25 protein-coding genes are annotated in these 25,972 nt (G+C 72.3%); 12 read left to right on the top strand and 13 right to left on the bottom strand.

What is annotated here, in order from left to right; genetic code table 11:
- Nucleotide 1: 1 nt before the first annotated feature.
- A complete protein-coding gene (locus tag ACN28C_RS21195; RefSeq protein WP_422769281.1) occupies nt 2-904 on the bottom strand; it encodes a sulfotransferase domain-containing protein in 903 nt (300 codons plus the stop codon).
- 120 nt (nt 905-1,024) lie between these two features.
- Between ACN28C_RS21195 and ACN28C_RS21190 the strand changes: the two genes are divergently transcribed.
- Nucleotides 1,025-1,297, top strand: coding sequence for a DUF2795 domain-containing protein (locus tag ACN28C_RS21190; protein ID WP_422769280.1), 273 nt, complete (start codon nt 1,025-1,027; stop codon nt 1,295-1,297).
- A gap of 14 nt (nt 1,298-1,311) precedes the next feature.
- The gene (locus tag ACN28C_RS21185; protein ID WP_422769279.1) at nt 1,312-1,962 is read left to right on the top strand and encodes a DUF1345 domain-containing protein; all 651 of its coding nucleotides are present in this window, start codon (nt 1,312-1,314) and stop codon (nt 1,960-1,962) included.
- A gap of 314 nt (nt 1,963-2,276) precedes the next feature.
- Here the strand turns inward: ACN28C_RS21185 and ACN28C_RS21180 are convergent, their stop codons facing one another.
- Together ACN28C_RS21180 and ACN28C_RS21175 are read right to left on the bottom strand one after the other, a co-directional pair.
- Nucleotides 2,277-2,462: a hypothetical protein gene (locus ACN28C_RS21180; RefSeq protein WP_422769278.1), complete on the bottom strand. Its 186-nt coding sequence runs from the start codon at nt 2,460-2,462 to the stop codon at nt 2,277-2,279.
- 132 nt (nt 2,463-2,594) lie between these two features.
- A complete protein-coding gene (locus ACN28C_RS21175; protein WP_422769277.1) occupies nt 2,595-3,578 on the bottom strand; it encodes a pirin family protein in 984 nt (327 codons plus the stop codon).
- 82 nt (nt 3,579-3,660) lie between these two features.
- Here ACN28C_RS21175 and ACN28C_RS21170 point away from each other — a divergent pair, with 82 nt between their 5' ends.
- Complete coding sequence (locus ACN28C_RS21170; protein ID WP_422769276.1) at nt 3,661-4,536, top strand: LLM class flavin-dependent oxidoreductase; 876 nt, start codon at nt 3,661-3,663, stop codon at nt 4,534-4,536.
- A gap of 58 nt (nt 4,537-4,594) precedes the next feature.
- Nucleotides 4,595-5,575 (top strand): zinc-binding dehydrogenase, encoded by a 981-nt coding sequence (locus ACN28C_RS21165; RefSeq protein ID WP_422769275.1) that lies wholly within the window; start codon nt 4,595-4,597, stop codon nt 5,573-5,575.
- Between the two features lie 88 nt (nt 5,576-5,663).
- On the opposite strand, the gene ACN28C_RS21160 is transcribed toward ACN28C_RS21165, so the two are convergent.
- The 10 genes from ACN28C_RS21160 to egtA form a co-directional block, all read right to left on the bottom strand.
- On the bottom strand, nt 5,664-6,302 hold the full coding sequence (locus ACN28C_RS21160; protein WP_422769274.1) for a hypothetical protein: 639 nt from the start codon (nt 6,300-6,302) through the stop codon (nt 5,664-5,666).
- Nucleotides 6,303-6,370: 68 nt separating this feature from the next.
- Entirely contained in the window at nt 6,371-8,161 is a 1,791-nt protein-coding gene (locus ACN28C_RS21155) for a DUF4012 domain-containing protein (RefSeq protein ID WP_422769273.1), read from the bottom strand.
- Nucleotides 8,162-8,346: 185 nt separating this feature from the next.
- Entirely contained in the window at nt 8,347-9,585 is a 1,239-nt protein-coding gene (locus tag ACN28C_RS21150; protein WP_422769272.1) for a glycosyltransferase family 4 protein, read from the bottom strand.
- A gap of 41 nt (nt 9,586-9,626) precedes the next feature.
- Nucleotides 9,627-11,105: a polysaccharide biosynthesis tyrosine autokinase gene (locus ACN28C_RS21145; protein ID WP_422769271.1), complete on the bottom strand. Its 1,479-nt coding sequence runs from the start codon at nt 11,103-11,105 to the stop codon at nt 9,627-9,629.
- A 274-nt stretch (nt 11,106-11,379) separates the two neighbouring features.
- On the bottom strand, nt 11,380-11,595 hold the full coding sequence (locus ACN28C_RS21140; protein WP_422769270.1) for a hypothetical protein: 216 nt from the start codon (nt 11,593-11,595) through the stop codon (nt 11,380-11,382).
- Between the two features lie 95 nt (nt 11,596-11,690).
- On the bottom strand, nt 11,691-12,278 hold the full coding sequence (locus ACN28C_RS21135) for a TMEM165/GDT1 family protein (protein WP_422769269.1): 588 nt from the start codon (nt 12,276-12,278) through the stop codon (nt 11,691-11,693).
- Nucleotides 12,279-12,522: 244 nt separating this feature from the next.
- Nucleotides 12,523-13,488, bottom strand: coding sequence for an L-histidine N(alpha)-methyltransferase (gene egtD, locus ACN28C_RS21130; protein ID WP_422769268.1), 966 nt, complete (start codon nt 13,486-13,488; stop codon nt 12,523-12,525).
- A 66-nt stretch (nt 13,489-13,554) separates the two neighbouring features.
- Nucleotides 13,555-14,301 carry an ergothioneine biosynthesis protein EgtC gene (gene egtC, locus ACN28C_RS21125; protein ID WP_422769267.1) on the bottom strand — a complete coding sequence of 249 codons (747 nt, stop codon included), beginning with the start codon at nt 14,299-14,301 and terminating at the stop codon, nt 13,555-13,557.
- A 43-nt stretch (nt 14,302-14,344) separates the two neighbouring features.
- A complete protein-coding gene (egtB, locus tag ACN28C_RS21120) occupies nt 14,345-15,727 on the bottom strand; it encodes an ergothioneine biosynthesis protein EgtB (protein WP_422769266.1) in 1,383 nt (460 codons plus the stop codon).
- On the bottom strand, nt 15,724-16,953 hold the full coding sequence (gene egtA / locus ACN28C_RS21115; RefSeq protein WP_422769265.1) for an ergothioneine biosynthesis glutamate--cysteine ligase EgtA: 1,230 nt from the start codon (nt 16,951-16,953) through the stop codon (nt 15,724-15,726). The genes egtB and egtA overlap by 4 nt, the downstream gene beginning before the upstream one ends.
- A 136-nt stretch (nt 16,954-17,089) precedes the next feature.
- Between egtA and ACN28C_RS21110 the strand changes: the two genes are divergently transcribed.
- From ACN28C_RS21110 to ACN28C_RS21075, 8 genes are all read left to right on the top strand, one after another.
- Complete coding sequence (locus ACN28C_RS21110) at nt 17,090-17,509, top strand: ArsR/SmtB family transcription factor (protein ID WP_422769264.1); 420 nt, start codon at nt 17,090-17,092, stop codon at nt 17,507-17,509.
- A complete protein-coding gene (locus ACN28C_RS21105) occupies nt 17,506-18,426 on the top strand; it encodes an SRPBCC family protein (RefSeq protein WP_422769263.1) in 921 nt (306 codons plus the stop codon). The genes ACN28C_RS21110 and ACN28C_RS21105 overlap by 4 nt, the downstream gene beginning before the upstream one ends.
- Nucleotides 18,427-18,592: 166 nt before the next feature.
- Nucleotides 18,593-19,945, top strand: a complete 1,353-nt coding sequence (locus ACN28C_RS21100) for an ABC transporter substrate-binding protein (RefSeq protein ID WP_422769262.1) — start codon at nt 18,593-18,595, stop codon at nt 19,943-19,945.
- Nucleotides 19,942-20,865: a carbohydrate ABC transporter permease gene (locus ACN28C_RS21095; RefSeq protein ID WP_422769261.1), complete on the top strand. Its 924-nt coding sequence runs from the start codon at nt 19,942-19,944 to the stop codon at nt 20,863-20,865. The genes ACN28C_RS21100 and ACN28C_RS21095 overlap by 4 nt, the downstream gene beginning before the upstream one ends.
- Nucleotides 20,862-21,683 (top strand): carbohydrate ABC transporter permease, encoded by an 822-nt coding sequence (locus ACN28C_RS21090; protein ID WP_422769260.1) that lies wholly within the window; start codon nt 20,862-20,864, stop codon nt 21,681-21,683. The genes ACN28C_RS21095 and ACN28C_RS21090 overlap by 4 nt, the downstream gene beginning before the upstream one ends.
- An 11-nt stretch (nt 21,684-21,694) precedes the next feature.
- Entirely contained in the window at nt 21,695-22,810 is a 1,116-nt protein-coding gene (locus ACN28C_RS21085) for an ABC transporter ATP-binding protein (protein WP_422769259.1), read from the top strand.
- 82 nt (nt 22,811-22,892) lie between these two features.
- Nucleotides 22,893-24,359 carry a serine/threonine-protein kinase gene (locus ACN28C_RS21080; RefSeq protein WP_422769258.1) on the top strand — a complete coding sequence of 489 codons (1,467 nt, stop codon included), beginning with the start codon at nt 22,893-22,895 and terminating at the stop codon, nt 24,357-24,359.
- Nucleotides 24,360-24,471: 112 nt separating this feature from the next.
- Nucleotides 24,472-25,734 (top strand): nucleotide sugar dehydrogenase, encoded by a 1,263-nt coding sequence (locus ACN28C_RS21075; RefSeq protein ID WP_422769257.1) that lies wholly within the window; start codon nt 24,472-24,474, stop codon nt 25,732-25,734.
- The last annotated feature ends 238 nt before the right edge of the window (nt 25,735-25,972 follow it).

Genomic DNA, 25,972 nt, shown 5'->3' with positions numbered 1-25,972 from the left:
CTCATCCCTCCCGGTGCAGCCAGCCCAACAGGTCGGGTGGGGCGAGGGCGGCGAGCCGACGCCGGTAGTGCGCCAGTTCGGCCGCGTCGAGGAGTTCCCGTCCCGCGCCGGAGGTGCCGCGCCGGAAGAAATCCGTCCGGCTCCTCAGCACACCGGCCCGGTCGGGTGCCAGCGCCGAGGCCCGCTCCCGCATCCGACCGAAGGTTGCCGCCTCGACCAGGGCCGGCCAGCGAGGCTCCGGTACCTCGATGTCGAGCCGCCGCGCGATCCGGCGCATCTGTCCGGCGAGGTCCGCCGAGAGGTCGGCGTAGTGCACGAGCAGCACGTTGGGCCGGCGCCGCCGGTCCCACGCGTCGGAGAGATGCCAGAGCACACCCGGCAGGGAGTCGAGGTCGTCGGCGGGGGCGACGTCCCGGTCGATCCAGGAGAGCAGCCACTCGCGCAGCGGCGGCCGTGCCCGGGGCGGCTCCTGCGGTGCCGGCCGGCCGGTGAGTCGGGCCATCCGGTGCCGGTCGAGGTTGCCGCTCTGGTGGTAGAGCGACACCGCCATGTCCAGCGGGTCTCGGGCGACCACGACGTAGCTGGCGTGCGGATCGAGAGGAATCCCGTCCAGCGGGGTGTGGGTCTTGACGAACCGGCGGTGCGGCTGGGCGGCGAGCGCCGCGACGACGTCGTCCCGGGGCTCACCAAGCCAGTCCAGCCACGGCGAGAGCTCGGTCAGCGGCGCTGGCAGCTCCGGATCCTGGAAGACCAGCAGCGCGCAGATCATCTGCACCCAGGTGGTGCCGCTCTTGGAGCGGGTACTGATCACGATGTCGCCGGGTCGGAACGGAAAGCCCTCCCACCGGGCGCTGTCCTCGTCGCCGGACCGGTAGCGGACGGGAGCCTCTGGAGACTCGGACATTCGTCCGAGGATAGCGACCGCTCCCGGAAGGGTCCCGGCAATAATCGCCGGCAGGCGTGAGGGCCCGCGCAATGGGTATCCGGCCGGCGATCCAGACAACCGGCGAGGAAGCGGTATCCCATGGTGACCAACGCGGACGTACTGCGGTACCTGGAGGCGATGGACTTCCCGGCCCCCAAGGAGGAGATCGTCCGGGAGGCCGAACGCGCGGGCGCGCCGCGGGAGGTCCTGAAGGCGCTGCGCGGGATGCCGCCGGTGGACTACCAGAACACCGCGGAGGTGGCCCGGTCGGCCGCCACCGACCTGGCCCCGGACGCCAGTCCGGCGGAGCTGGCCGCGAAGGCCCGCAACCGTACGCACCAGCGGGTCGCCCGGCACATGCGGCAGATCTGACGCCCGACCCGGGAATGCTGGGCAGATCCTGGCGCGACCCGCCCAAGGCCTCGGTGCAGACAGCCGTGATCGCCCTGGTCGGGTTCTGCGTCGGCGTGCCGGCCACGCTGGCGCTGTCGTCGCTGATGGGACCGTTGATCGGCTGGGACGCGGCGGCCGTGACGTACCTGGTCTGGGCGTGGCAGGCGCTGTGGTACCGCGACTCCCGGCAGACCGCCGAACTGGCCGTCCGGGAAGACCCGAGCCGGCCGGTACGCGACGGCGTGCTGCTGGCCGCCGGACTGGCCAGCCTGCTGGCGATCGGGATCCTGCTCGCCACCGACGACGAGACCCACGGCATCGCCCGGGACGTCCACATCGGACTCGGCATCGTCAGCGTGCTGCTCTCGTGGGCGGTGGTGCACACCGTCTACACCGCCCGCTACGCCAGGCTCTACTACACCGACCGGAAGGGCACGGTGGACTTCCACGAGGGGACACCGCCCCGGTACACCGACTTCGCGTACCTGGCGTTCACGATCGGGATGACCTTCCAGGTCTCCGACACCGACCTCACCACGAAGGCCATGCGCTCCACGGTGCTCGGTCACGCGCTGCTGTCGTATCTCTTCGGGGCGATCATCATCGCCGCGACCATCAACCTGCTGGCCGGGCTGGCCCGCTGAACCGTGCGCCTCTGTGGCGTCCGGCTGTTGGAGCATGCGGCTGTGCACCGGGCAACCACGGGTCGGACGCCTGCGCACGGGCGGGCGCGGAAACGGCACCGGACGGGGCGCCCGGCTGCGCTCTCGCACGGCCCGGGCGCCACGTCCGCCAATGCTCCGGTGAATCGGTCGTCCGAACCGGACCCCGTCCGCCGGATCGCGGCAGCCGGCCCGAACCGGGCTGGCTGGCACCGCGCACCCATCTTATGGTCCGGGCCGCATGGTCCAACCAGCGAACTGCGGAAACTGTGCGGCAAAGCACGTTGTTTGGCCGCTCAACGGGCGATTTCGTGGTAGCTGTCCTCCATGTCGATCCTGGCCAGTGTGCCCGTCAACCAGGCCAGTTTCTCCGACTCGCCGCCCCCGGAGGCCGCATTCCTCGGCAAGCCGCGACCGCTGGCCACCAGCCGGCGGGCGAGCCGCGTGCGATCCTCGACCCCGGTCGTCGCAGTCGTCGCCATGCCGGCGACTACCCACGACGGGCTCGGCCAAAGCTGGCCGGACGCCTCGGTTTCCCCGAACCGCCCCCCGCCGCCGGGACCGACGGGGTGGGCTGCCCGCCGGTGCGTGACCTCGCCGCGTCGCGCGCCCGGTCAGCCGACCGTGCGGCCGTGCCGGTCGCGGCTCTTCAGCCGGGTGCTGGGCATCGGCGGTGCCGGCAGCGGATCCGAATCGTCGTCGTGCACCCGGCCGAACCGGGACGCCCCGGCCGCCCACTCCGCCCGTGCCTCGGCGATCTCCTCGTGCGAGCGCCCGACGAAGTTCCACCACATCACGAGCGCCTCGTCGAAGGGCTCGCCGCCGAGCAGCATCAGCCGGGTCGGGCCGGCAGCCTCCACCACCAGGTCGGCACGGCCGGAGCCGAGGTGGAGCAGCGACCCGGGGGTCAACGCGACGCCGCCGACCTCGGCGGCACCCGACATCACCAGCAGGCCGTGTTCGAAGCCGGCGGTCAGTGGCAACCGGGCCGGGCCACCGGCGGGAAGCCAGAGCTGCGCGCCGAGCAGCGGGGAATGCACCACGGCCGGCGACCGGAGCCCGCCGACCTCCCCGACGAGTACGGTGACCGAGAAGCCCTGCTCGGTCAGCACCGGCAGGTCGGCGTGGTGGGCGAACCCGGGAGGGCCGGACCGGGCCGCCTCGGGTAGCGCCACCCAGAGTTGCAGCCCGTGCAGGACCGGCGGATGTTCCGGCGGCGAGTACTCCGAGTGCGCGATGCCGAAGCCGGAGGTCATCACGTTCAACTGGCCGGGCCGGATGAGCTGGTCGTTACCGAGGCTGTCCAGGTGGCGGATCTCACCGTGTACCAGCCAGGTGACCGTCTGCAACCCGGTGTGCGGATGGGGGCCGATCCCCATGCCGGGCCGGTTGGCCACGTCGTCCGGGCCGAAGTGGTCGACGAAGCACCACGCCCCGATGGTCCGGAGCTGGCGCTGCGGCAGCAGCCGGCGCACGGTGGTGTAGCGCCCCAGCGGCACGTCGTGGCCGGGCAGCAGCACGTTGGTCGGCTCGGCGCCCACGCCCCTTCCGGTGCCGGGCGGCAGCGTCTCCCCCGGCATCGGCTCGGTGATGCTCACCGCCCGAGCCTACGCCGCCGGCCGGGACACGGGCCCGGTACTTCGCCGCCGGCGGGACGGTGCGGGTGCCAGACTTGCCGGCATGGACCAGCCGGTGAGATTCGGACTCAACGTGGACCCGAACGTCGGTGGCCTGGCCATCGCCGAACGGATCGCCGCGATCGCCGACAACAGTGGCATCGAGTACGTCGGCGTGCAGGACCACCCATACAACGACGGCTTCCTCGACACCTTCGCGGTGCTGACCTGGCTTGCCGCGCGCACCAGCCGGGTGCATCTCTTCCCGAACGTGGCGAACCTGCCGCTGCGCCCACCCGCGATGCTGGCCAAGCAGGCGGCGAGCGTCGACGTGCTCAGCAGCGGTCGGTTCGAGCTGGGGCTGGGCGCGGGCGGCTTCGTCGACGCGATCGCCGGGATGGGCGGCCCACGCCGGGCCCCTGGTGCGGCCCGGGCGGCGCTGGCGGAGGCGATCGACATCATCCGGGCCTCCTGGGCCGGCGAGCCGTACGCCTTCCAGGGCCGGCACTACGCGCTGGAGGGGGTCCGGCCCGGGCCCCGGCCCCGGCACGACCTCGGACTGTGGCTGGGCGTGATCGGCCCGAAGGCGGTCCGGCTGGTCGGCGAGAAGGCCGACGGCTGGTCGGTCTCGGCGCCCTACGTCCCGCCCCGGCGGGTGGACGAGCTCAATCCCATCATCGACGAGGCGGCCCGCTCGGCCGGCCGTGATCCGGACCGGATCGTCCGGCTCTACAACGTGATGGGACTGATCGGTCCCGAGGACCGGGACGACTTCCACGGTCCGGTAGGGCGCTGGGTCGAGACGTTGACCAGGCTCCACACCGAGCAGCGGATGAACACCTTCGTCTACTGGCCCAGCGGCGACCGGGAACGGCAGTCCCGGATCTTTGCCGAAGAGGTGGCGCCGGCGGTACGGGCGGCGCTGGGGCAGCCGGGTTGACCTCGACCGCGGTCGAGGTTGTTGACTGGCCGCGTCGGCGGCGAGTCGGGAGGGTGCGATGCGGGCGGTATGGCTGCGGGAGTTCGGCGGGCCGGACCGGCTCGTCCCGGCCGAGGCGCCCGACCCTGTCGCCGGGCCCGGGCAGGTGGTGGTGGCCGTCGCGTTCGCCAACATCACCTTCGTGGAGACCCAGCTTCGGGCCGGCACCGGCCCGTTCCCGGTGCGGCTGCCGACCATCCCCGGCAACGGGGTCGGCGGGCGGGTCGCCGCCGTGGGGCCGGACGTCGACCCGGCGCTGCTGGGCCGGCGGGTGGTCACCGGCACCGGTGGTTCCGGCGGCTACGCCGAACGTGTCGCGGTGGACGCCGGCGGGCTGATCGAGGTGCCGGAGGGGCTGCCGCTGGACAGCGCGGTGGCGCTGCTGGCCGACGGCCGGACGGCGTTGCTGCTGGTCACCGCCGCCGGGATAGGTCCGGGAGAGCGGATTCTCGTCGAGGCCGCGGCCGGCGGAGTCGGCAGCCTGCTGGTGCAGCTCGGCAGGGCGGCCGGCGCCACCGTCGTCGCCGCGGCCGGGGGCGACCGCAAGCTCGAACTGGCCGGAAGCCTCGGCGCCGACCTACTGGTCGACTATTCCGACGCCGGCTGGCCGGATCGGGTCAGGGCGGCTGCCGGCGGCGTCGACGTCGTCTTCGACGGGGTGGGTGGCGAGGTCGGCCGGTCCGCGTTCGAGTTGCTCGGCCCGGGTGGCCGGCTGGTCAGCTTCGGTCTGGCCAGCGGCGAGTGGGCGGGGATTCCGGACGAGGTCGCGAAGGAACGGGGGGCGACAGTCGTCCGGGAGGCGCTGACCCGGTCACCGGCCCAGTTGCGGGACTTCAGCCGGCGCGCGCTGGCCGAGGCGGCGGCGGGCCGGCTGCGACCGGTGATCGGGCAGCGGTTTCCGCTCGACCGGGCGGCCGACGCGCACGCGGCCATCCAGTCCCGGCGCACGCTGGGCAAGACGCTGCTGGAGATCGCTCCGACAGACGGAGCCACGACGTAGGACAAAACAGGCGCCTGCCGGACGAGTGGTCTCGTCCGGCAGGCGCCACTGCGGTGCGGGTTGGTGCCTACCACCGGGCGGGCGGTGGTCAGCCGACCGGGGTCAGTTCCCGCGAGCGGCCACGGCGGCGGCTCTTGCTCCGCCAGGCGACCGCGACCAGGACCAGGAGCACACCGGCGATCAGCAGCATGGTGCCGAGCGCGATCTGCGGCCCGGTGCTGCTGCCGGTGACCGGCAGCGGTGGCTGGCCCCGGACGATGGTGACCGTGGTGGTCGCCACCCGCCCGGTGGTCAGCCCGGTGGCGGTGATGGTCAGGGTGCCGGGGCGGGTGAACTTGACCCGGACCGAGAAATCACCGGTCACGTTCGCCCGGACCGTGATGGTCCGCGGGTTCTTGTACACCGTCGGCGCCTGCTTGGCGACCGGCAGCATCGCGCCGACGCCGCCTGAGTTCACCGTCGTTGCCTGGCTGCCCAGGACGCCGGCGGCGAGCGGAGCGAGCGTGAAGTCGAGCCGGACGAGTTCGTTACCACCGAAGCCCGTGCCGAAGACGGTGAAGACCTGGCCCACCTCCACCGTCGGGTCGCTGACCGTCAGTGCCGGTGCCTGTGGTGGGTACGGTGGCTGTGGTAGTGGTTGCGCCGTTGCGGGCGACCCCGCGATGGCGAACGCGCCCACCATGGCGAGCGTCGCCACGGCCGAGCCGATGATGCGGGATAGCCGCATGATGGATCCTCTCTACTGATCGCATGACGTTCACTACGGATCGCATGACTTCTTCTTGACGTGCTGGCCTACTGGCCACACGCGGGTGCGGAACTGACACGGGTGGTCCATGGCGTCGGGCCGGGGGTCAGCCACAACTCGACCTCGCCGCTGGCCTTCGGCGCGGTCAGCAGGTCGACTTCCAGTACGCGGCTTCGGCCGGGGCCGATGTCGACGGCGAGTACGCCGACCCGGCGCCCGCGTTCGACACCCCCGCCCATCGGCTTCGCCCGGCCGTCCAGCCGGGCGGCGACCGGTGAACCACGCACCGGGCTGAAGACCGAGACCAGCACCCGGGCGGTGTACGGGTCGCCAGAGAGCGCGAGTCCGCGAACCGACTCGCTCAGCCCGGAGGCGGGTGCGGTGGAGCGGAGGGTGAGCCGGAGCCGGAGTTCGCGGCTGCCGTCCGCCCGACAGTCGCCGACGCTCACCTGCGCCGAGCGCTGCAGGTAGTAGCCGAGCTTGGCCCCGCTCCCGTCGTTGAGGAAGACGCCGACGTTGTTGACCGTCTCCCGCTCCGGGAGTACGCCGGCCAGCCGGGTCGCGACGAGTTCCCGCTGCTCGGCCGGGTGGGCGCTCCAGAAGAGGATCCGGCGTTCACCGACCGCGGTGCCGAGAGCCTCGGCCACTGCCCGGGGGTTCACCGGGCGCTTCAACAGGGCGTCGAAGACCGCCCGGGCCGACGCGGCGAAGTAGTTGTCCTGCTGCACCGGCTGGTCGAGCCGGCGGTAGGTGTCCGAGAGGAGGGTGCGGACCACGGTCGGTGCGGTCAGCGTCGGATGTCCCGGCACCGACACCGGCCCGATGGCGCGGAGCAGGTAGGAGAGCGCGACCGGGTCGGTGGCGAGTACCCCGTCGACGGTGCCGCCGACGTTCCGCCGGAACATCTCCCGGTAGAGGGTGGCCGCGGTCGGGAAGTGCGGGGTGAGGTTGACGTCGGCCGGATAGACGCCGAGCAGGTCGGTGTAGAGGGCCCGTTGCTCCTTGCTCAGCGGCAGCACGGGCCGGGGAAAGGAATCCAGCTCGGTGGCGGAGCCCTGCTTGACCAGCTTCACCTCGCCGCCGTCGGCCCGGATCACCGCGTACGCACCGAAGATCCCGCCGGTCGCCCGGGGCTCGGCGAGGTTCTGGAAGACCGCCAGGTAGGTGCGCGGGCCGTTCCCGCCGAGCAGGGCCGGCAGCAGGGCGCCGCTGCGCCGTACCGCCGAGGTGACGTCGGCCAGCCGGTCCAGCTCGGCGAGGAGCCGCTGCACCGCGTCCCGGACCACGGGGGCGAGCCCCGCCGTCGGTACGGCCATCATCTGCTCCCGCACCTGGCGTACCGCCGTGTCCGCCTCGCTGATCGACGGCATCGCGCCGCGCAGGCCGGCCAGGTCGAGCCGCCCGGAGGTGGGCAGCAGGGTCTGCGGATTCAACTCGACAAGCGGCGGGAACGCGCGCCGGGCGAGTTCGTCGACGCCGATCGCGATTTCCCGGACAGCCGAGATGCTCCGGCCGCCGTACGGGACGGAGCCGGCCGCACGCCAGCCGAGGTCGCCGGTGCGGGAGCGGGCGGCAGCGGTCTGCTGTTGCAGCGCCTCCAGGGTCCGCCGCGCCTGGGCGGTCTCACCGTCGAGCACCTGCTCGCTCAGTTCCAGGGCCAGGCTGGTGGCGTTCTCCAGGTTTCCCCGGGCCTGCCAGCCGCGCAGCCCGACCCAGCCGGCGGCCAGCGTCAGCAGGCAACCGACGACGAGTGCGGTGAGCAGGATCCGGCGCAGGTTCCGCCGGACCGCCCGACGGCGCCCTGCGCGCCGCCCCGGGGAGAGGTCCCCCACCGCCATCACCGCTCTCCACGCGCTACTCGGACTAACCAGACACAATGGGTTTTGTGTCCTATATCTCTATAGCACGGTGAACAGTTCGCTGTCGGTATTTCAAGTGCTCTTACGATTCTTTTAGGGGATTACCGTGAGAAAGCCTCATTAAGTGGCTTAGACGGTATGGAACTGACACACGCACAGCCTGATCAGCGCCGTCGCCGGGTGGCCGCCGCCTCGGCGAGCAACTGCTCCATCTGGTCGACCCCGGTGCGTAGCGACATCCGGGCCAGATAGCTGTCCCGGGCCCGTTGCGCCATTTCCGCCCGCGCGGTGCCCGGAATGACCGCGGCCAGGGCGAACCGGTCGGCTAGCGACTGCCAGTCCTCCGGCGGGCAGGAGAGTCCGGCCCGGGCCCGCTCGACCAGGTCGGCGGTATCCCCGCCGGCGGAGGCGACCACCGGCGCGCCGGCCGAGAGCGCGGCCTGCAACTTGGCCGGCACCGAGCCGCGCAACGCCGGCAGGTCACGCAGGAGGACGAGCTGGTATTCGGCGGCCGCGTAGAGGTCGGCCATCTCGGTCGGTTCGCGCCAGCCGAGGAACCGCACGTTTGTCGCATCGAGGTCGTCGGCGAGCTGCCGGACCCGCCGCTCCTCCGGCCCCGACCCCACGAGTACGAGATCGAGGTCGATCTTGCCGTTGACCGCGGCGGCGGCCCGGACCGCCGTGTCGACACGCTGGAACGGGCCGATCGTGCCGGCGTGCATCACCGTGGTCCGCCCCCGGTGCCCGATCGCCCGCCGGGCCGCCGGGGTGGTGCCCATCGGCCGGAAGAGGCGCTCGTCGGTCCAGTTGAGCACCACCCGCACCTTTGCCGGATCGGCGCCCCGCTCGACCACCACGTCCCGCATCGACGGTGAGATCACCGCGATTCCCGTCGCCGAGCGGTAGATGGCGCGCATCGCCCGGTCGAGCAGTCCGGAGGACCGGCCACCGGGCTCGGCGCCGCCGGCATCCGCCGTCACCCCCTCCGGCCAGATGTCCTGGACGTGCACCACCGCCGGCACCCGGCGCACCATCCGGAGCAGGGCCGCCGCCGCGTACGCGCCGGCCGGAGGGAAGTAGACGTAGAGCGCGTCCACCCCGGCCAGGAAGCCCGGCGCGGCCAGCGTGCTGCTCATCGCGTACGTGAGTTGGCGCGCCGCCCGCCGGACCGCCGTGCCGTCGTGGCTGACGTACGTCGGCACCCGCCGGATGCTCATCCCACCGTCGACGGTCTCGTGCCGCCACCGCTGGCGGTAGCCCGGATAGACCTGCCCGGTCGGATGGTGGGGAAACCCCGTCAGCACCCGCACCTCGTGCCCACGTTCCACCAGCTCCTCGGCCAGGCAACCCGGTATGAAGGCGGGCTCAGGCGGAAACCAGTACGAAATGACTCCGATCTTCATTTCTCATCCCCCGATCACCCCGCAACCGGGCGTGACCGCGGTCATCGCGGTACCCGGCTGAGCTCCTCCGTGTCGTCCGCGGGTGCGGCGGCCACGGCACCGTTCAGGGGGATGCGCAGCGGACCTGGCGAGGACGGCTGGTCGCCGCGAGCGCCGAGGACCTTCTCCGCCGGCGCGCCACGCCGGTACGCCCGGTACTGCTCGACGTCGATCTTGTTTTCCTTCGACATGTTCAGGACGCAGCCGAGCACCCGGGCCGAGACGGAGTGCAGCGCCTTGGCGGCGGCGGCGGTCTGCGCGCTCGGCGTCCTGCCCTGCCGGGCGACCAGCAGCGCGCCGTCGGCCTGGACCGAGACGACCACACCGTCGGTGAACGCCAGCAGGGGCGGGGTGTCGATGATGACGATGTCGGTCAGCTCCCGCAGCGAGAGCAGCAGGTCGGCCATTGCCTTCGAACCGAGCAGTTCGCTCGGGTTCGGCGGAACCGAGCCGGCCGGCAGGACCAGCAGGGACTTGTCGCCCCACGGCTGCAGGACGTCCTCGACCGCGACCTCGCCGATCAGCACGTCGGTCAGGCCGGCGCCCGACCCGAGCCCGAGATAGCCCGCCACCCGGGGGTGGCGCAGGTCGGCGTCGACGAGCAGCACCTGCCAGCCCGCCTCGGCCAGGGTGATCGCCAGGTTGCAGGCGAGCGTCGACTTCCCCTCCGCCTGCACGGCACTGGTGACCGCGATGACCCGGGCCGGCTCCTGGGCGTCCACGAACCTCAGGTTCGTCCGGAGCTTGCGCATCGCCTCGGCCCGCGCCGTCTGTGCGGCGCCGCCGACGATCAGCGGGTTCGACCGGGCCTGCCCGTCGTACGGGATGCTGCCGAGCAACGGTGCCGCGGTCGCCTCCTGAAGAGCCTCACCGTCCCGGAAGGTGGTGTCGGTCAGTCCGCGCAGCAGGGCGAGCCCGACGCCGACGAAGAGGCCGAAGACCCCGGCCAGGGCGAGGTTGCGGACCGGGCGCGGCGAGACCGGTTCCGCGTTCACCCGCGGGCCGCCGACCACCTCGATCTTGATCGGTGGGTCCTTGGCGCCGGGCGGGGTCTCGATGGTGTGCACGAGTTTCATGAACTGCGCCGCCAGTGCCTCGGTGAGCCGCAGCGCCCTGGTCTGGTCGGAGTCGGTGACCGTCGCGGAGAGCAGGACCGTGTCCGCCTCGACCCGCGCGCTGACCCGGGACCGTACCTCGTCCGCGGTGAGCCCGACCCGCTCCTCCGCCGCGACGGTCTGCGCCAACCTGTCGCTGCTGAGCAGGTCGACGTAGGACTTCACGCGCTGCTGGAGGAAGAGGTTGCCCTGGTAGGCGTCGGCCATCCCCTGTCCCGAGGAGGTGACGAAGAAGGTCACCGAGGAGGCGTACTGCGGGGTCGCCCGTACCGTGACGAACCCGGCGACGCCCAGCGCGACCATGACCGTCGCGAGTACCACCCACCAGCGTTGGCGCAGCGCGCGCAGGTAAGCGTGCAGATCCATCAGGCCCGGCCTCCTGTCTCAGCACCCACCAACCGGGACCGGGGCGCTAAAGACCTCTAGTGATCACAAAAAATGCGACAGTATGAAAAGTTCCCACTTGTCGCTTCACGGTTCCTACCGAATGTAGATGATTGAGCGCCCTCGGTAGTCGCACTCCGGCCAATACGGCCGACAAGTACTGACGGGCGCCCTCGGCAGGTGCCGACTGGAGGGCGGGAGGCAGGCAGGAACGGCGCCGGCCCGCGGTGGGCCGGCGCCGTCCACGATCTCGGCGCTACCGGGCCGCGGGGCCGGGCCGGCCCTCGTCCTCGTCGTCCTCCTGGTCCGAGTCGGCGAGCGCCTCCCGGAACTCGCGGGACAGGTCCGAGCCCGGCACCGCGGTCTCCTCGGCGTCCTCGGCGACCGCGTCCCGCTTGTGCGGCCGTTCCGGCTCGGGCAGCGTCGCCCCGCCGGCGAACCCGTACTCGTTCGGCTCATCGTGCCTGGTCATGCGGTGATCCTCCCTCGGGCCACGGCCGGCGCCGGCCGACCCCCTGGCCACCGAAACGCCTACCCGCATCCCGGCCGTCCCACACCCGAGAGCGGTCAGGTCAGTTGCCGTACCGCGTCCAGCAGCAGCCAGAGGCCGCAGATCCCGAAGAGCGCGCTGGCGCCGTACCGGATGGTCCGCTCCGGAAGCCGGCGGCCGAGGATCCGGCCGACGCCGATGGCCAGGGCGTCGGCGGCGACCATCCCGACGGTGGAGCCGACCCAGGTGCCGAACCAGCCGTGCTGGGTGGCCAGCGTGATCGTCGCCAGCATCGTCTTGTCCCCGAGCTCGGCCAGGAAGAACGCGACCGAGACCGCGATGATCGCGGAGCGCCGGGTTCGTTCCGCCCTGCTCCGCTCCTCCTCGGTCAGCGAGTCCCCGCGCAGGGTCCAGATCCCGAAGCCGAGGAAGGCCAGGCCGGCGCCGAGCGCGATCCATCCGGTGGGCAGCGCGGCGCCGAGACCGACGCCGAGGGCGACCGAGGCGAGATGTACGACGGCGGTCGCCACGGTGATCCCGATGATCACCGGCAGCGCCCTGAACCGGGTGGCGAAGGTCAACGCCATCAACTGCGACTTGTCGCCCAACTCGGCGACGAAGATGACGCCGAAACTGATCGCCAAGGCCGTGCTGAAGTCCGCCATGTCACCCTTCCCGGTCGACGCCGGGCGGGGGCGATGGCGACCTCGACCCGGCATTGCTGCCAGAGTCGAAGGTCTCGCCCGCCCCATCGGGTGAGGCCGCGTGGCCGGGTGCGCAACAAGGACGCACCAGCATGTCGACCACGACGTTGGGAGCTACTCCCCTTCGCTGCCGCCGAGCCTACCCGATCGGCCCGACCCCGCCGAGTCGCACCGGTGGCGTCCCGGCCCCACCGCCCGGATCGGCTCAGCCGGCCTGGGCGAGGGTCACCGCGAAGAGACCGTCGTCGTCGGTCCAGCGGGCCTGGACGGCGAAACCGGCGGCGGAAAGCTCCGCGTCGATGTCCGACGGGCGAAACTTCGCCGAGATCTCCGTCCGCACCTCCTCCCCCTCGGCGAAGGCGAGGTCGAGGTCGAGGACCCGGACCCGCATCGGCCGGCCGGCACGCAGCCGCATCTCGATCCAGCGCTGCTCCGGATCCCAGAGGGCGACGTGCGCGAACGCGTCCACCTCGAAGTCCGCGCCCAGCTCGCGGTTGAGCACATGGAGCACGTTGCGGTTGAACTCGGCGGTGACCCCGGCCGCGTCGTCGTACGCCGGCACCAGCACGCCCGGGTCCTTGACCAGGTCGGTGCCGAGCAGCAGCCAGTCGCCCCGCTCCAGTGCCGAGCGCAGCGCGGCCAGGAAGGTGGCGCGCTCGGCCGGCAGCAGGTTGCCGATGGTGCCGCCGAGGAAGGCGACCAGCCGCCGGCCGCCGGTCGGCAGCCGGTCCAGGTGCCGGGTGAAGTCGCCGACGATGCCCCGCACCCGCAGCCCCGGATAGGCGGCGGCGATGTCGGCGGTCGACTGCCGCAGGGCACTGACCGAGACGTCCAGCGGCACGAAGGTGCCGAGGTCACCCCGGGTGGTCAGCGCGTCGAGCAGCAGCCGGGTCTTCTCCGACGAGCCGGAGCCGAGCTCGATCAGGGTCTTCGCGTCGGCGATCCGGGCGATCTCGCCGGCCCTGGCCGCCAGCACGGCCCGCTCGGCCCGGGTCGGATAGTACTCGGGCAGCCGGGTGATCTCCTCGAAGAGCTCGCTGCCCCGGGCGTCGTAGAACCACTTCGGTGGCAGCCACCGGGGCACCGCCGTGAGGCCGGTACGGACGTCCTCCCGCAGCGCCCGCGCCAGGTCCTGCTCCTCCAGGTGAATCTCCAACGGATCTGCGCTCACCCACACACTCCTCTCGATCGACGACGCCGCCTCCGGCGGAGCCGGCGTCGGGTTGCTGCCCGCCTCTCACGTCCACCCGACCGGCGCGATCTCGCACCGGTCGACGGTGGCGTGGACCAGGTGGCCGTCCGGCACCGGTTGCCAGCCCGGTCCCTCGTCCAGCGGTTCAGAACTGACCAGCATCGCCCCCTCGGCAGCCCGCACCGACAACGCGTGCCCGCAGGCGCTGCCCACCACCGCCCGGCCGTCGGTGAGCAGCAGGTTCAGCCGGGAGCCAGGCGCCGCCGCCGCCACCTCGCGGACGGTCCCGGCGAGCGCGTCGACCGGTGCGGCGCCGGCCCGGAGCCGGTGCCGCACCAGCGCCCAGAGCAGGGCGGCGTCGGTCGGGGCGTCCAGGGTCAACAGGTCTCTGGTCGGCAGCCGGCCGGCCAGCGCCGCGACCGAGTCCGGCCAGCCGCGTACCACGCCGTTCAGGCTGAACAGCCACCGGTCCTCGGCGAACGGGGCGGCGGCCGTCTCCACCACCGGCATGCCGACGGTGGCCGAGCGGACCGCCGCCAGCACCGCGCCGGTGACCGTCGCGGCGGCGATCGCCGGCAGGCTGTCGTCGCTCCAGATCGGGCCGGCCCGCCGGTAGCGCAGCGGCGGACCGTCGGGTGGGTACCAGCCGACGCCGAAGCCGTCGGCGTTCACCGTGCCGCCGCCGCGCATGTCCCGGGGCGCCCAGGACTGCCGGAGCAGCGAGTGCGGCGGATCGACAAGCAGCGCGGCCAGCGGCAGGGGCGGGCCCAGATAGGCAAGGTGACGGCACATCAGTGCGCCCTGTCCTGCCGACCGGCCACGCGGACCCGCCCCGTCACGCCACCTCGTCCGGCCGGGCGTCCCGGGCGCAGCGGAATCCGCTGAAGATCTGCCGACGGATCGGCAGATCCCAGTTGCGGAAGGTGCCCCGGCAGGCCACCGGGTCGGTGCCGAAGGAGCCGCCCCGGAGCACCCGGTAGTCCGGACCGAAGAAGACCTCGGAGTACTCCCGGTAGGGAAAGGCCGCGAAGCCGGGATAGCCGAGGAACGGGCTTGAGGTCCACTCCCAGACGTCCCCGATCAACTGGTGGACACCGAGCGGTGAGGCACCCGCCGGGTACGCCCCCACCGGTGCCGGCGCCAGGTGCCGCTGCCCGAGGTTGGCGTGCTCGGGCGTCGGGTCCTCGTCGCCCCACGGATAGCGGCGCGACCGGCCGCCGGCCGGGTCCCAGCGGGCCGCCTTCTCCCACTCCGCCTCGGTCGGCAGCCGCTTGCCGGCCCAGGCGGCGTACGCCTCGGCCTCGTGGAAGCCGACGTGCACCACCGGCTCGTCCGGCACCAGCGGAGCGAACCGGCCGAAACTCGTGCAGCCCCAGCCGGCGCCGTCGGGCCGCCAGTGCATCGGCGCGGTCAGTCCCGCCGACGACCGGTGCTGCCAGCCCCGCTCGCTCCACCAGCGTGGGTCGGCGTAACCACCGTCGGTGACGAAGGCCAGGTAGTCCGCGTTGGTCACCGGGGCGGCGTCGATGGCGTACGCCGGCAGCTCCACCCGGTGACCGGGGCGCTCGTTGTCCAGCGCCCAGGGGTCGGTGGAGGTACCCATGGTGAACGGCCCGGCCGGCACCAGCACCTCGCCCCGGACCGGCGCGGCGGAGGCCGGCGGCGGAGGCGCGGAGAGCACCGGCGGGCCGGCGCGGAGCTGGTGGGTGGCGAGCATCGTCTCGTCGTGCTGCTGCTCGTGCTGTGCGATCATGCCGAACGCGAACCCGTCGGCGACCAGCCGGCTGCCGTCGAACCGTACGCCGTCGAGCAGGTCCAGAACCTTGTCCCGGACGGTCGACACATACCGCCGTGCCTCGACCGGGCCGAGCAGCGGCAGGGCCGGGCGGTCCCTGCGGGGGTACTTGAACGCGTCGTACAGGTCGTCGATGTCCTGCCGCACGGGCTCCCGGCCGCCGACATCGCGGACCAGCCAGAGTTCCTCCTGGTTGCCGACATGGGCGAGGTCCCAGACCAGCGGTGACATGATCGGTGAGTGCTGCCGGACGAGGTCGTCGTCGTCGACCGCCTCGGTGAGCCGGACGCTGCGGTCCCGGGCCCGGGTCAGTTCGCCGGCGATGTGATCGCGGAGCGACCCGCTGTGCCGGTCACGGAACGACTCGATAGGCCGGTCACGCAGCGACCCGGTGGGCGGGTCGGCCGGTTGGAGGTCGGTCATCTCGGTCCCTTCCGCGCGGCGGCGAGCCGCCGCGCCACTATCCGGGTGATCTCCTCGCGGGTTGCCGGGGGCAGACCGGTGCGGTCCAGCGACCGCAGCGCGAGGTCGAGCAGGGTGCCGGCGGCCCGGGCCAGCAGCGGATCCCGCAGCCCGTGCCGGGCCGCCTCGGCCCAGCGGCCGCCGACCGGCTCGCACGCCGACCGGACCGCGTCGCGGGTCCGGTCGTCGCCGACCAGGGCGGCGAGCACCCCGACCGGGGCGATCCACTCCGCGCCGGGCTGTGCGTCGAGGTAGCGGATCTCCAGGTAGCCACGGGGGCGTACCGGCGGGAAGAGGGTGCTGAGGTGGTAGTCGAGGTCGTCGGTGGTCGGCGGTCCGGGCAGGGCGCCGGCCAGCCAGTCGGTGAAGGTGATTCCGGGCGGTACGCTCCAGTCCTCGCCGTCCCGGCGTACGCAGAGCAGCGGCGCGGCGAGCGCGTACCGGACCCAGGCCTGCACCGGGTCGGTCGACTCGGACGCCGGCGACCAGGCCGGACGGGTCCGGGCCGGATCGATGAACTGCCAGGCGGCCATCCGGGCCGACGCCCAGCCGGTGTCCCGGCCGGCGTGCCGGCGGGCGGTGGCGAAGGTGGCGAGCAGCGGCGGACCGACCGCGTGCGCCACCGCCCAGCGGTCGGCGAACTCGGTGCTCTCCCCTGCGTCCAGGCAGACCTGGAGCCCGGCGGTGCTGTACATCATGGTCCGACCGGCCGCACCGAGCCGGTCGAAGGCGCACCGCATCGCGCGGTAGCGGGGGGTGTCGACCACCGGGGTCGGTGGCCGGTGCGGATCGATGCCGGTGTCGCCGAGGACGAGGCCCGCGGCGCCCAGTAGATCGGTGAGATGGGCGAACTCCGAGGTGGTGGTCTCGTGCAGCTCGCCGAGGGAGCGGCGCGGGGCGGTGGAGAGTTCCACCTGCCCGCCGGGCTCGACGCTGACCGTGCCCGAGTGGGGCAACGGCGCGGCGGGGATGTCGGGGTCGAGGGTGCTCGGGGCGTGCGGCCCCAGTGCGGTGCGGAGCCGGGCCGGGTCGACCGGCCGCTCCGGGACGGCCGCGTCGTGGACCGTCCATTCGAGTTCTACGCCGCTGAGCCGGGGTGGTCCGGTCTTGAAACAGATCTTGGCGACATAACCCGCGGCGTCATCCACCGCGCGCAGGATCGTGCCGCTGTCGAGGTCCGATTGCATTGCTGCGCGCCTCCTCCCTCCGTCGGAGTCGATCTCCCTTACCCGGATCTTCGACGCTCAATCTCCGCAAATCCGGGCAGGTTCAGCAGGTAATATAACTTGACTGGCATATTACTGGGTTGGTATGTTTCTGGCCATGGCCACGCCGTTCGAGGTCCTCGCCGAGCCGATCCGGCGACAGATCCTGGACCTGCTCCGGGAACGCCCACGCTCCGTCGGCGAGCTGACCGAACAGCTCGGGCTGACCCAGCCGGGCACCTCCAAACACCTCCGGGTGCTGCGCGACGCCGGACTGGTCCGGGTGCGCCCGGAGGCGCAGCGTCGCTGGTATGAACTCTGCCCCGAACCCCTCGCCGAGCTCGACGCCTGGCTGGCACCGTACCGATGGATGTGGTCCGGTCGGCTGGATGCTCTTGAACGGCATCTGGACACCATGCCACCGGCGTCCGACATTTCCGCCGACCCGGTTCGTCCCGCAGCCATCCCCGGACGGCGGACCGATCCGACACACGAGGATCCGACAAGCGCGGATCCGGCAACCGAGGAGCTGCCGTGAACGAGAGTCTGGAAACCGCCGACGGACGCCAGGTGCTGCGCATCGAACGACACCTGGCACATCCACCGGAGAAGGTCTGGCCCGCCGTCACCGAGCCCGAACACCTCCGCGAGTGGTTTCCGGCCGAGGTACGGCTGGAGCCGCGCGTCGACGGCCGGATCACCTTCAGCTTCGGCTCCGGTCCCGACGCGCCACCGGAGTCGGTCGGGCGAATCAGCGCCTATGACCCGCCCCGGCTGATCGCGTTCTCCTGGGAGGACGAGCTGTTCCGGATCGAGCTGCACCCGGACGGCCCGGGGTGCCGGCTGCTGTTCAGCCATGTCTTCGACGACCGGGCCGGTGCGGCGAGCTTCGCCTCCGGCTGGCGCATCTGCCTGGACGTCCTGGAAGGACTGCTCGACGGCCGGCCGTTCGAGGGGCCACAGCGCCCGTCGGGGCGGCTGCACGAGTCGTACGTCGAACTCTTCGGACTGGCCGACGGCACGGCCGAGGCCACCCCGGAGGGCTGGCGGGTGCGCTTCGAGCGGCAGCTGACCCGGCCGGCCGAGGCGGTCTGGGCGGCACTGGCCGGGCCGGCAACCGACCGGGCCGACACGCTCGGCACAGCGCCGCCGCCCGGCTTCACCACCGGCGAGTTCCCGGCCGGTCCGGTCACCGCGCTGGACGCCCCCACGCTGCTCGAGTACGCCTGGCAGCCCCCCGGGACAGCCACCGGGCCGGACGGATCGACCGGCGGGCGGATCCGGTGGGAACTCGTGTCGGGCACCGGGCACGGCGCCCGGCTCGTGCTGGAGCAGACCGGGCCGGCCGGCGCGACCGCCGAGGCCGAGCAGGCCACGGCGCTGGCCACCTGGCGGGAGCGCATCGAACCGCTCGCCCGCCGGCTCGCCGCGGAGGCGGACCGACTCGACACCTGACAGTCCCGCCGGCGACGGAAAGGTAACGGGACGGACGGTAACGGCGCTGCCGACTTGACACGAAGCTTGCGAATATGTGCACTTGTGACACTCCGCTCCCGCCGGCACCGGTGCCCGCTCAGGCAGCCAACCCCGGGCCGGCCCGCCACCGTCACGGGGAGGCACGATGGCACCACACGCAGCTGCGCGCGTCACGGCACACCGGATCGACCGACGCCGGCTACTCGGTCTGGGGCTCGCGGCCGGGGCCGCTCCGCTCCTCGGCGCGTGCGGCGGGGCCTCGACCACCGGTTCCGACGAGGAGGGTGCGATCACCTTCCTCTCCACCCAGTTCACACCGGTCGAGGAACGCCAGCGATTCGAGCAGATCCTTCGGGAGCGGGTCAGCGGCGGTGCGGTCGCGTACAACACCGTGGAGCCGAACGTCTTCTCGTCGACCATCACCTCGCAGGTCGGTGCCGGGCGGGTCGAGGTCAGCCTCGCCGGTGGACTGCACGGCGACTTCGCCCCGCACGCCGACAAGTTCGAGAACCTCGACGACCTGGCCGGCAAACTCGCCGACCGGAAGATCCCGGCCGACCTTGCCGACCTCGGCAGGCTGGCCGGCGGCGCCACCACCTATCTACCCTGGATGCAGGCGTCGTACGTGCTCGCGGTCAACAAGCGGGCGTTGGAGTGGCTGCCCAGCGGCGCCGACGTGCAGGACCTGAGCTACGACCAGTTGCTGGCCTGGGCCGGCGACGCCCGGCGGGCCAACGGGAACAAGCCGGTCTTCGGCCTGCCCTGCGGGCCGAAGGGCCTCTACCACCGGTTCTTCCAGGGTTACCTGCTGCCGAGCTTCACCGGCGGCCAGATCACCACCTTCCGGAGCCCGGCGGCGGTGCAGGCCTGGCAGTACATGCTCCAGCTGTGGGCGGAGACCGCGCCGGCGTCGACCAACTACGACAACATGCAGGAGCCGTTGCAGCGCGGCGAGGTGCTCTTCGCCTGGGACCACGTCGCCCGGCTGGTCAACGCCCCGGGCGACAGGCCGGACGACTGGGTCATGGCACCCGCGCCGCGCGGCCCGAAGGGGCTCGGCTACATGCTCGTCGTCGCCGGGCTGGCGATCCCGAAGGGTGCGCCGGAGCCGGAGCGGGCCCGCCAGGTGATCGAGACGCTGACCACCCCGGACGTCCAGCTCGAGGTGCTGCGCCGCAACGCCTTCTTCCCGGTGGTCGAGGCGCCGCTCCCGGCCGACCTGCCGCCCGCCGTGGCGCTGGAGGCCGAGGCGGTACGCCGGCAGCAGGAGGCACAGGACGCCGTCCTCGCCCTGCCACCGGTCGGACTCGGCGCCAAGGACGGCGAGGTCTCGCAGATTTTCAAGAACTGTTTCAAGGAGATCTGTCTGGACCGGCGGCCGGTGCAGCAGGTGCTGGACGCCCAGGCCGGCCAGCTCAACGCCATCCTGGACGAGGTGAAGGTCCCGTGCTGGCGCCCGGACCCGGTCGCGCCGGGGCAGACGTGCCGGGTGCAGTGAGCACCGCGCCGGATCCGGCGCCGCCCGAAGCCTCCCCGACCGCACCGCCCCGACCGCACCGCGCCCGGCGGCGTTCCCGGGTGCCCACGGCGGCCCTGCTGGTCGCCCCCTCGGTGGTCTTCCTGGCCGCGCTCTTCCTCTGGCCGATCGTGATCGGCGTCGGGCAGGCGGTCACCGGCACCGACGGGCCCACCCTGGCCCACCTGCGCCGGATGGTCGACGACCCCTACTTCTGGACGGCGGCCCGGAACACCGCCCTGCTGATCGTGGTGCTGATCCCGCTGCAGTTCGCGTTCGCGCTGACCATGGCGCTGCTGCTGCGGGAGCGGCCGAGGCTGTCGTCCTTCTACTTCTACGTCTGGTGCGTGCCGCTGGCGATCAGCGACCTCGCCGCCGGGCTGGTCTGGCTGTCGATCTTCGCCGACCGGGGCTACCTCAACTCCCTCCTCGCCCACCTCGGGCTCGGCGACGGCCACGCCTGGCTGGCGTACGACAACGAGGTCGGCATGTTCGTCGCGGTGCTCCTGGCCGAGCTGTGGCGGGCCACCTCCCTGGTATTGGTGATCGTGGTCGCCGGCCTGCAGAACATCCCGCGCGACTACGACGAGGCGGCGGCGGTCTTCGGCGCGACCTACTGGCAGCGGCTGCGTCACGTCATCCTGCCCCAGCTCCGCCCGAGCCTCCAGGTGGCGCTGATCCTGCGGACCATCCTCGGCCTGCAGACCTTCGCGGTCGCCCAGGCGCTGACCGGCCGAAGCTTCCCGCTGCTGGTCGGCGAGACCTACCACTGGTACGTCACGTTGCAGAACGAGCGGGTGTCGGCGGCGATCGCCCTGGTGATCCTGCTGATGTCGCTCGGCACCGCCCTGGTCTACCTGCGGGTGCTGCGCGATCCGGCCGCCGTCGGCGGTCGCCGGTGAGCCGCATCCGGGCGGCCCGGCGCCGCAGCATCGCCATCCACGCCGCCTGCGTCGCGGTCACCCTTTTCATGGGACTGCCGATCTATCTCATCGCGCTGGCCGCGCTCTCCAGCCGGGAGTCGCTGAACCACTTCCCGCTCGCCCTGCTCCCCACCGACGTCTCCACCGAGACGATGCGGGTCTTCCTGGAGAGCACCGGCGTGGTCGGCGGGTTCCAGAACTCCGTCGAGGTGGGCCTGCTCAGCCTGGCCCTGTCGCTGGCGCTCGGGGTGCCGGCCGGCTACGCCGTGGCCCGGTACGCCTTCCGGGGCCGCGAGCCGTACCAGCTCTTCCTGCTACTCACCCGGGCGCTGCCGATCGTCGTGCTCTCGGTGCCGCTGGCCCGGGTCTTCCTGGCCACCGGTCTCTACGACACCACGTACGCGGTGGCGCTGCTGCACACCGCGCTGGCCCTGCCGACCACCGTGCTGATCACGTCGGCGATCTTCGTGGCGGTGCCGGTCGAGCACGAGGAGGCGGCGATGGTCTTCGGCGCCAGCGCACCGAGGGCATTCGTCCGGGTGGTGCTGCCGCAGGCGCTGCCCGGGATCGCCGCCGCCGCGATCTTCACCTTCGTCACCTCGTGGAACGAGGTGCTCGGCGCGGCCGTGCTCACCCTCAACCGGCGTACCCTGCCGGCCCAGGTGCTCTCGACGCTCGCCGACTCGCCGCTGGCGTTCCGGTTCGCCGGCGGGCTGGCGCTCGTGGTGCCGGCGCTGGTCTTCATCGCGTTCATGCGCCGCTACCTGTTGAACATGTGGGGAACCACGATCCGCTGAGGAGGACGACGTTGGCCGAGATCGTGTTGCGTAACCTGGTGAAGACCTATCCGGGGACCCGCAGCCCCGCCAGCGACGACATCAGCCTGGAGGTGCGCGACGGCGAGTTCCTGGTGCTGGTCGGGCCGAGCGGCTGCGGCAAGACGACGCTGCTGCGCATGATCGCCGGGCTGGAGTCGCCGGACTCGGGGAGCGTGCGGATCGGCGGCCGGGACGTCACCGACCTGCCGGCCCGGCAGCGCGGCCTGTCGATGGTCTTCCAGTCGTACGCCATCTGGCCGCACATGCGGGTCCGGCAGAACATCGCCTTCGGGCTGACCATGCGGAAGACGCCGAAGTCGGAGATCGACCGGCGGGTCGGTGAGGCGGCCGAGTTGCTGCACCTGACCGAATATCTGGACCGCTATCCGGCGCAGCTCTCCGGCGGGCAGCGGCAGCGGGTCGCGGTGGCCCGGGCGATCGTCACCGACGCCGACGTGTTGCTGATGGACGAGCCACTCTCCAACCTGGACGCGCTGCTGCGGATGGAGTTCCGCACCGAGCTGAAGCGGATCGTCGGCAAGCTCGGCACCACGACGGTCTACGTCACGCACGACCAGGCCGAGGCGCTCTCCCTGGGTGACCGGATCGCGGTGCTCCGGGAGGGCCGGGTCGCCCAGGTCGGCCCGCCGCTCGAGGTGTACGACAGCCCCGCCGACGAGTTCGTCGGCGGTTTCCTCGGCGCCCCGCCGATGAACTTCATCCCGGCCCGGGTCGACCGCAGCGGTGACCGGCCCAGGCTGCGCCTCGGTGACCAGTCGACCGCCGCCCCGGCGGCACTGCGGAACTATCGGGGCGAGGAGGTGACGGTCGGCGTACGGGCGGAGAGCGTCGAGGTCTTCGACGCCGACGGGCCGGACCGGCTGGCCGCCGGGGTAGAGGTGGTCGAGCCGACCGGGGCGGCGATCCTGCTCACCGTCGAGCTGGCCGGCCGGCAGGTCAAGGTGCAGGCGCCGCCGACCGTCCGGATCAGTCCCGGCAGCCGGGTCTGGCTCGCCGTCGACCCGGACCGGATGCGCTGTTACGATCCTGCCGACTCGACCGCGATCAGCCCCCCGGCCGAAGCCGGGATCAGCGTTCCGGACTGACCTCGGGATCAGCCTGCGGTTGGGCCCGGCCGGCCGGCGCTGCGATTGCGTACCCGGCCAGCCGGCTGGGTACGGTGTGCACGTGCTGGAATCCGGAGTCCTGCTGAGCGGGCGCTACCGCTTGGACGAACGCGTCGCCACCGGCGGGATGGGTGACGTGTGGCGCGGCACCGACGTGGTGCTCGGGCGCCGGGTAGCGGTCAAGGTGCTGCTCCCCTCGCTCCTGGCCGACCCGGACTTCATCGCCCGGTTCCGGGCCGAGGCCCGGATGCTGGCCACCCTGCACCACCCGGGGATCGTGCAGGTCTTCGACTACGGCGAGGACGAACTGCCCACCGGCCGGACCGACTACCTCGTGATGGAGTTCGTCGACGGCGAGCCGCTCTCGACGCGGATCCGGGAGACCGGCCGGCTCGGCGTGGTCGACACCATGCACGTGGTGGCCCAGGTCGCCCAGGCGCTGCACGCCGCGCACCAGGGCGGGATCGTGCACCGCGACGTCAAGCCGAGCAACCTGCTGGTGCAGCTCGACGGCGCCGTGCGGCTGCTCGACTTCGGGGTCGCCCGCTCGGTGGACATCACGAGCATCACCAGCTCGAACGCGGTGCCGGGGACCGCACTCTACATGGCGCCGGAGCAGGCCGCCGGCAAGCCCGTCTCGGCCGCCACCGACATCTACGCGCTGGGCGCCGTGGCGTACCAGTGCGTCTCCGGTGAGCCGCCGTTCACCGCCGAGAACCCGCTGCAGGTCGCGGTGAAGCATCTGCACGAGGAGCCGGGTCCGCTGCCGGCCGACGTGCCGGGCCGGGTCGCCGAGCTGATCCTGCGTACCCTGGCCAAGGATCCGGCCGACCGGTATCCGGACGCGGCTGCGCTGGCGACGGCGGCGCGGGCCGCCGCGAACGACCCGGAGGTCGTGGCGGCGGACGGCGCCGCCGGGGCCGGCGGTGGCGGCATCGCCCCGGCGGAGTCGACGGCGGTCACCGGCCTCGGCCTCCGGACGACCACGGCCGGTGCCGGTGTGGCCGGAGCGGGCGCCGCGGCGGTGGCGGGCGCCGCCGGCGCGGCGGGAGCGGCGGAGGGGCCGAGCACCCTCGCCGACAATCCGGTGGTCGATCCCGGCGGGCGGGACCGCGAGCCGGGTCTGGGCGTCCTCACCCTTGCCGGAATCGCCGCTGTGATCGGGCTGGGTGCCGCGGTGGTGACCGCGATAATCGCCTTCAATCTCGCCGACGAGGCGCCGGCGACGAACGGGCCGGTCTCGCCGACGCCCAGCAGCAGTGTGACGGTCGACCCACTCGTCCCGGAGCAGCCCTCGGCCGGCTCGCCGGGCGACGATGCCGAGACGCCGTCGCGGCCCCGGGACACCGGCCGGCCGACCCCGTCGGCCTCGCCGACGTCCGGCCCGACAGAAGACCCCGAGCCGACCGGCGAACCGACCGATCCCGCGCCCCCGCCGCCGACCGACCCGGCGCCGACGAATCCGCCGCCCACCGGTCCGGACGAGCCGCCGGCGAGCGGCGGTCCGGTCGGGCCGGGCGGGGGCTGAGCGCCATTGACCGGGCCATCCGGGAAAACCTCGCGTTACCGGATTCCAAGGTGATCAACGACAAATCGCTCTAGGGTGTGCACCACGTCGTCGAAGCACCGTGGGAGCCCACATGAGCAGGGAAAAGCTGGTTGTCGTCGGTCAGGGATACGTCGGTCTGCCCCTCGCAATGGCCGCGGTGGAGTCGGGACTGGACGTTGTCGGCCTCGACCTCGACACCGACCGGATCAAGCGACTCGGCAGTGGAGAGTCCTATGTCGAGGACATCACCGACCTCCGGCTCTGCACGGCACTGGCCAGCGGCCGCTACCTGCCCAGCAGCGACTACGCCGACGCCCGGAACTTCGACGTCTGCGTGATCAGCGTGCCCACGCCGCTGCGCGACGGCACACCGGATCTCAGCTACGTCGAACAGGCCGGCACGGCACTGGCCCCGTACCTCCGCCCCGGCTGCACGGTGATCCTGGAGTCGACGACCTATCCCGGCACGACCGAGGAGTTGCTCCGCCCCCTGCTGGAGCAGGGCAGCGGACTGCGCAGCCCGGACGACTTCCACCTCGGCTACAGTCCGGAGCGGATCGATCCCGGAAACCCGGACTGGCGGCTGGAGAACACCCCGAAGGTGGTCTCCGGGATGGGCCCCGCCGCGCTGGAGCGGGTGGACGCGTTCTACCGCACGATCGTGGAGCGGACCGTTCCGGTCGACTCGACCCGGGTCGCCGAGCTCACGAAGCTGATCGAGAACACGTTCCGCCAGGTCAACATCGCGCTCGTGAACGAGCTGGCCACCTTCGGCAACCAGCTCGGCATCGACATCTGGCAGGCCATCGACGCGGCGGCGACCAAGCCCTTCGGGTTCATGTCGTTCCGACCCGGGCCGGGGATCGGGGGCCACTGCCTGCCGATCGACCCCTGCTATCTCTCCTGGCAGGTGAAACGCCGGCTCGGCCGGCAGTTCCGCTTCGTCGAACTCGCCAGCGACATCAACCACGCCATGCCGGAGTATGTGGCACAGCGGGTGATGGCCGGGTTGAGTACCCGGGGGCGGCCGCTGCGGGACGCCCGGATCCTGATGATCGGTCTCGCGTACAAGAAGAACACCGGTGACCTGCGCGACTCTCCCGCGATCGACCTGGCCACCCGGCTGCACGCACTCGGCGCACGGATCAGGGCGGTCGAGCCGCACGCCGATCCTCGGCACGTCCCGACCGAGGTGGCGATGGTCGAGCTGACCGAGGAGGAGGTCCGGTCCGCCGACGCGGTCGTGGTGGTCACCGACCACGACGGGCTCGACTACGACATGATCGTCAGCACCGCCTCCTACGTTTTCGACAGCCGCGCCCGCTGCCGGGGCCCGGTCGTGGAGCGGCTGTAACCGGAGTCTCCCGGCTCAGCGGGCGGCTGCCAGCGACACAGACCCTTTCGCGTTTGTCACGGCACGGCCCGGCGACGAGGCGCGTGCGAAAGACCCTGGTCTTGTTATACGCCCCGAGTTCCGAATCAACCCGCGTTCAGGCGAAATTGCCGCCTTCGTCCGATGCTGCCCCCTGACCCTGACCCTGCCCCGGAGCCGTAGACGGGAGTCGAATTCACCCGACGGGGGTATTGACCAG

The organism is Plantactinospora sp. WMMC1484 (assembly GCF_049315195.1).
In the GTDB taxonomy this organism is placed as follows: domain Bacteria; phylum Actinomycetota; class Actinomycetes; order Mycobacteriales; family Micromonosporaceae; genus Plantactinospora.
The sequence above is the reverse complement of the archived record's forward strand: the minus strand, read 5'-3'. Positions and strand labels throughout refer to the sequence as shown.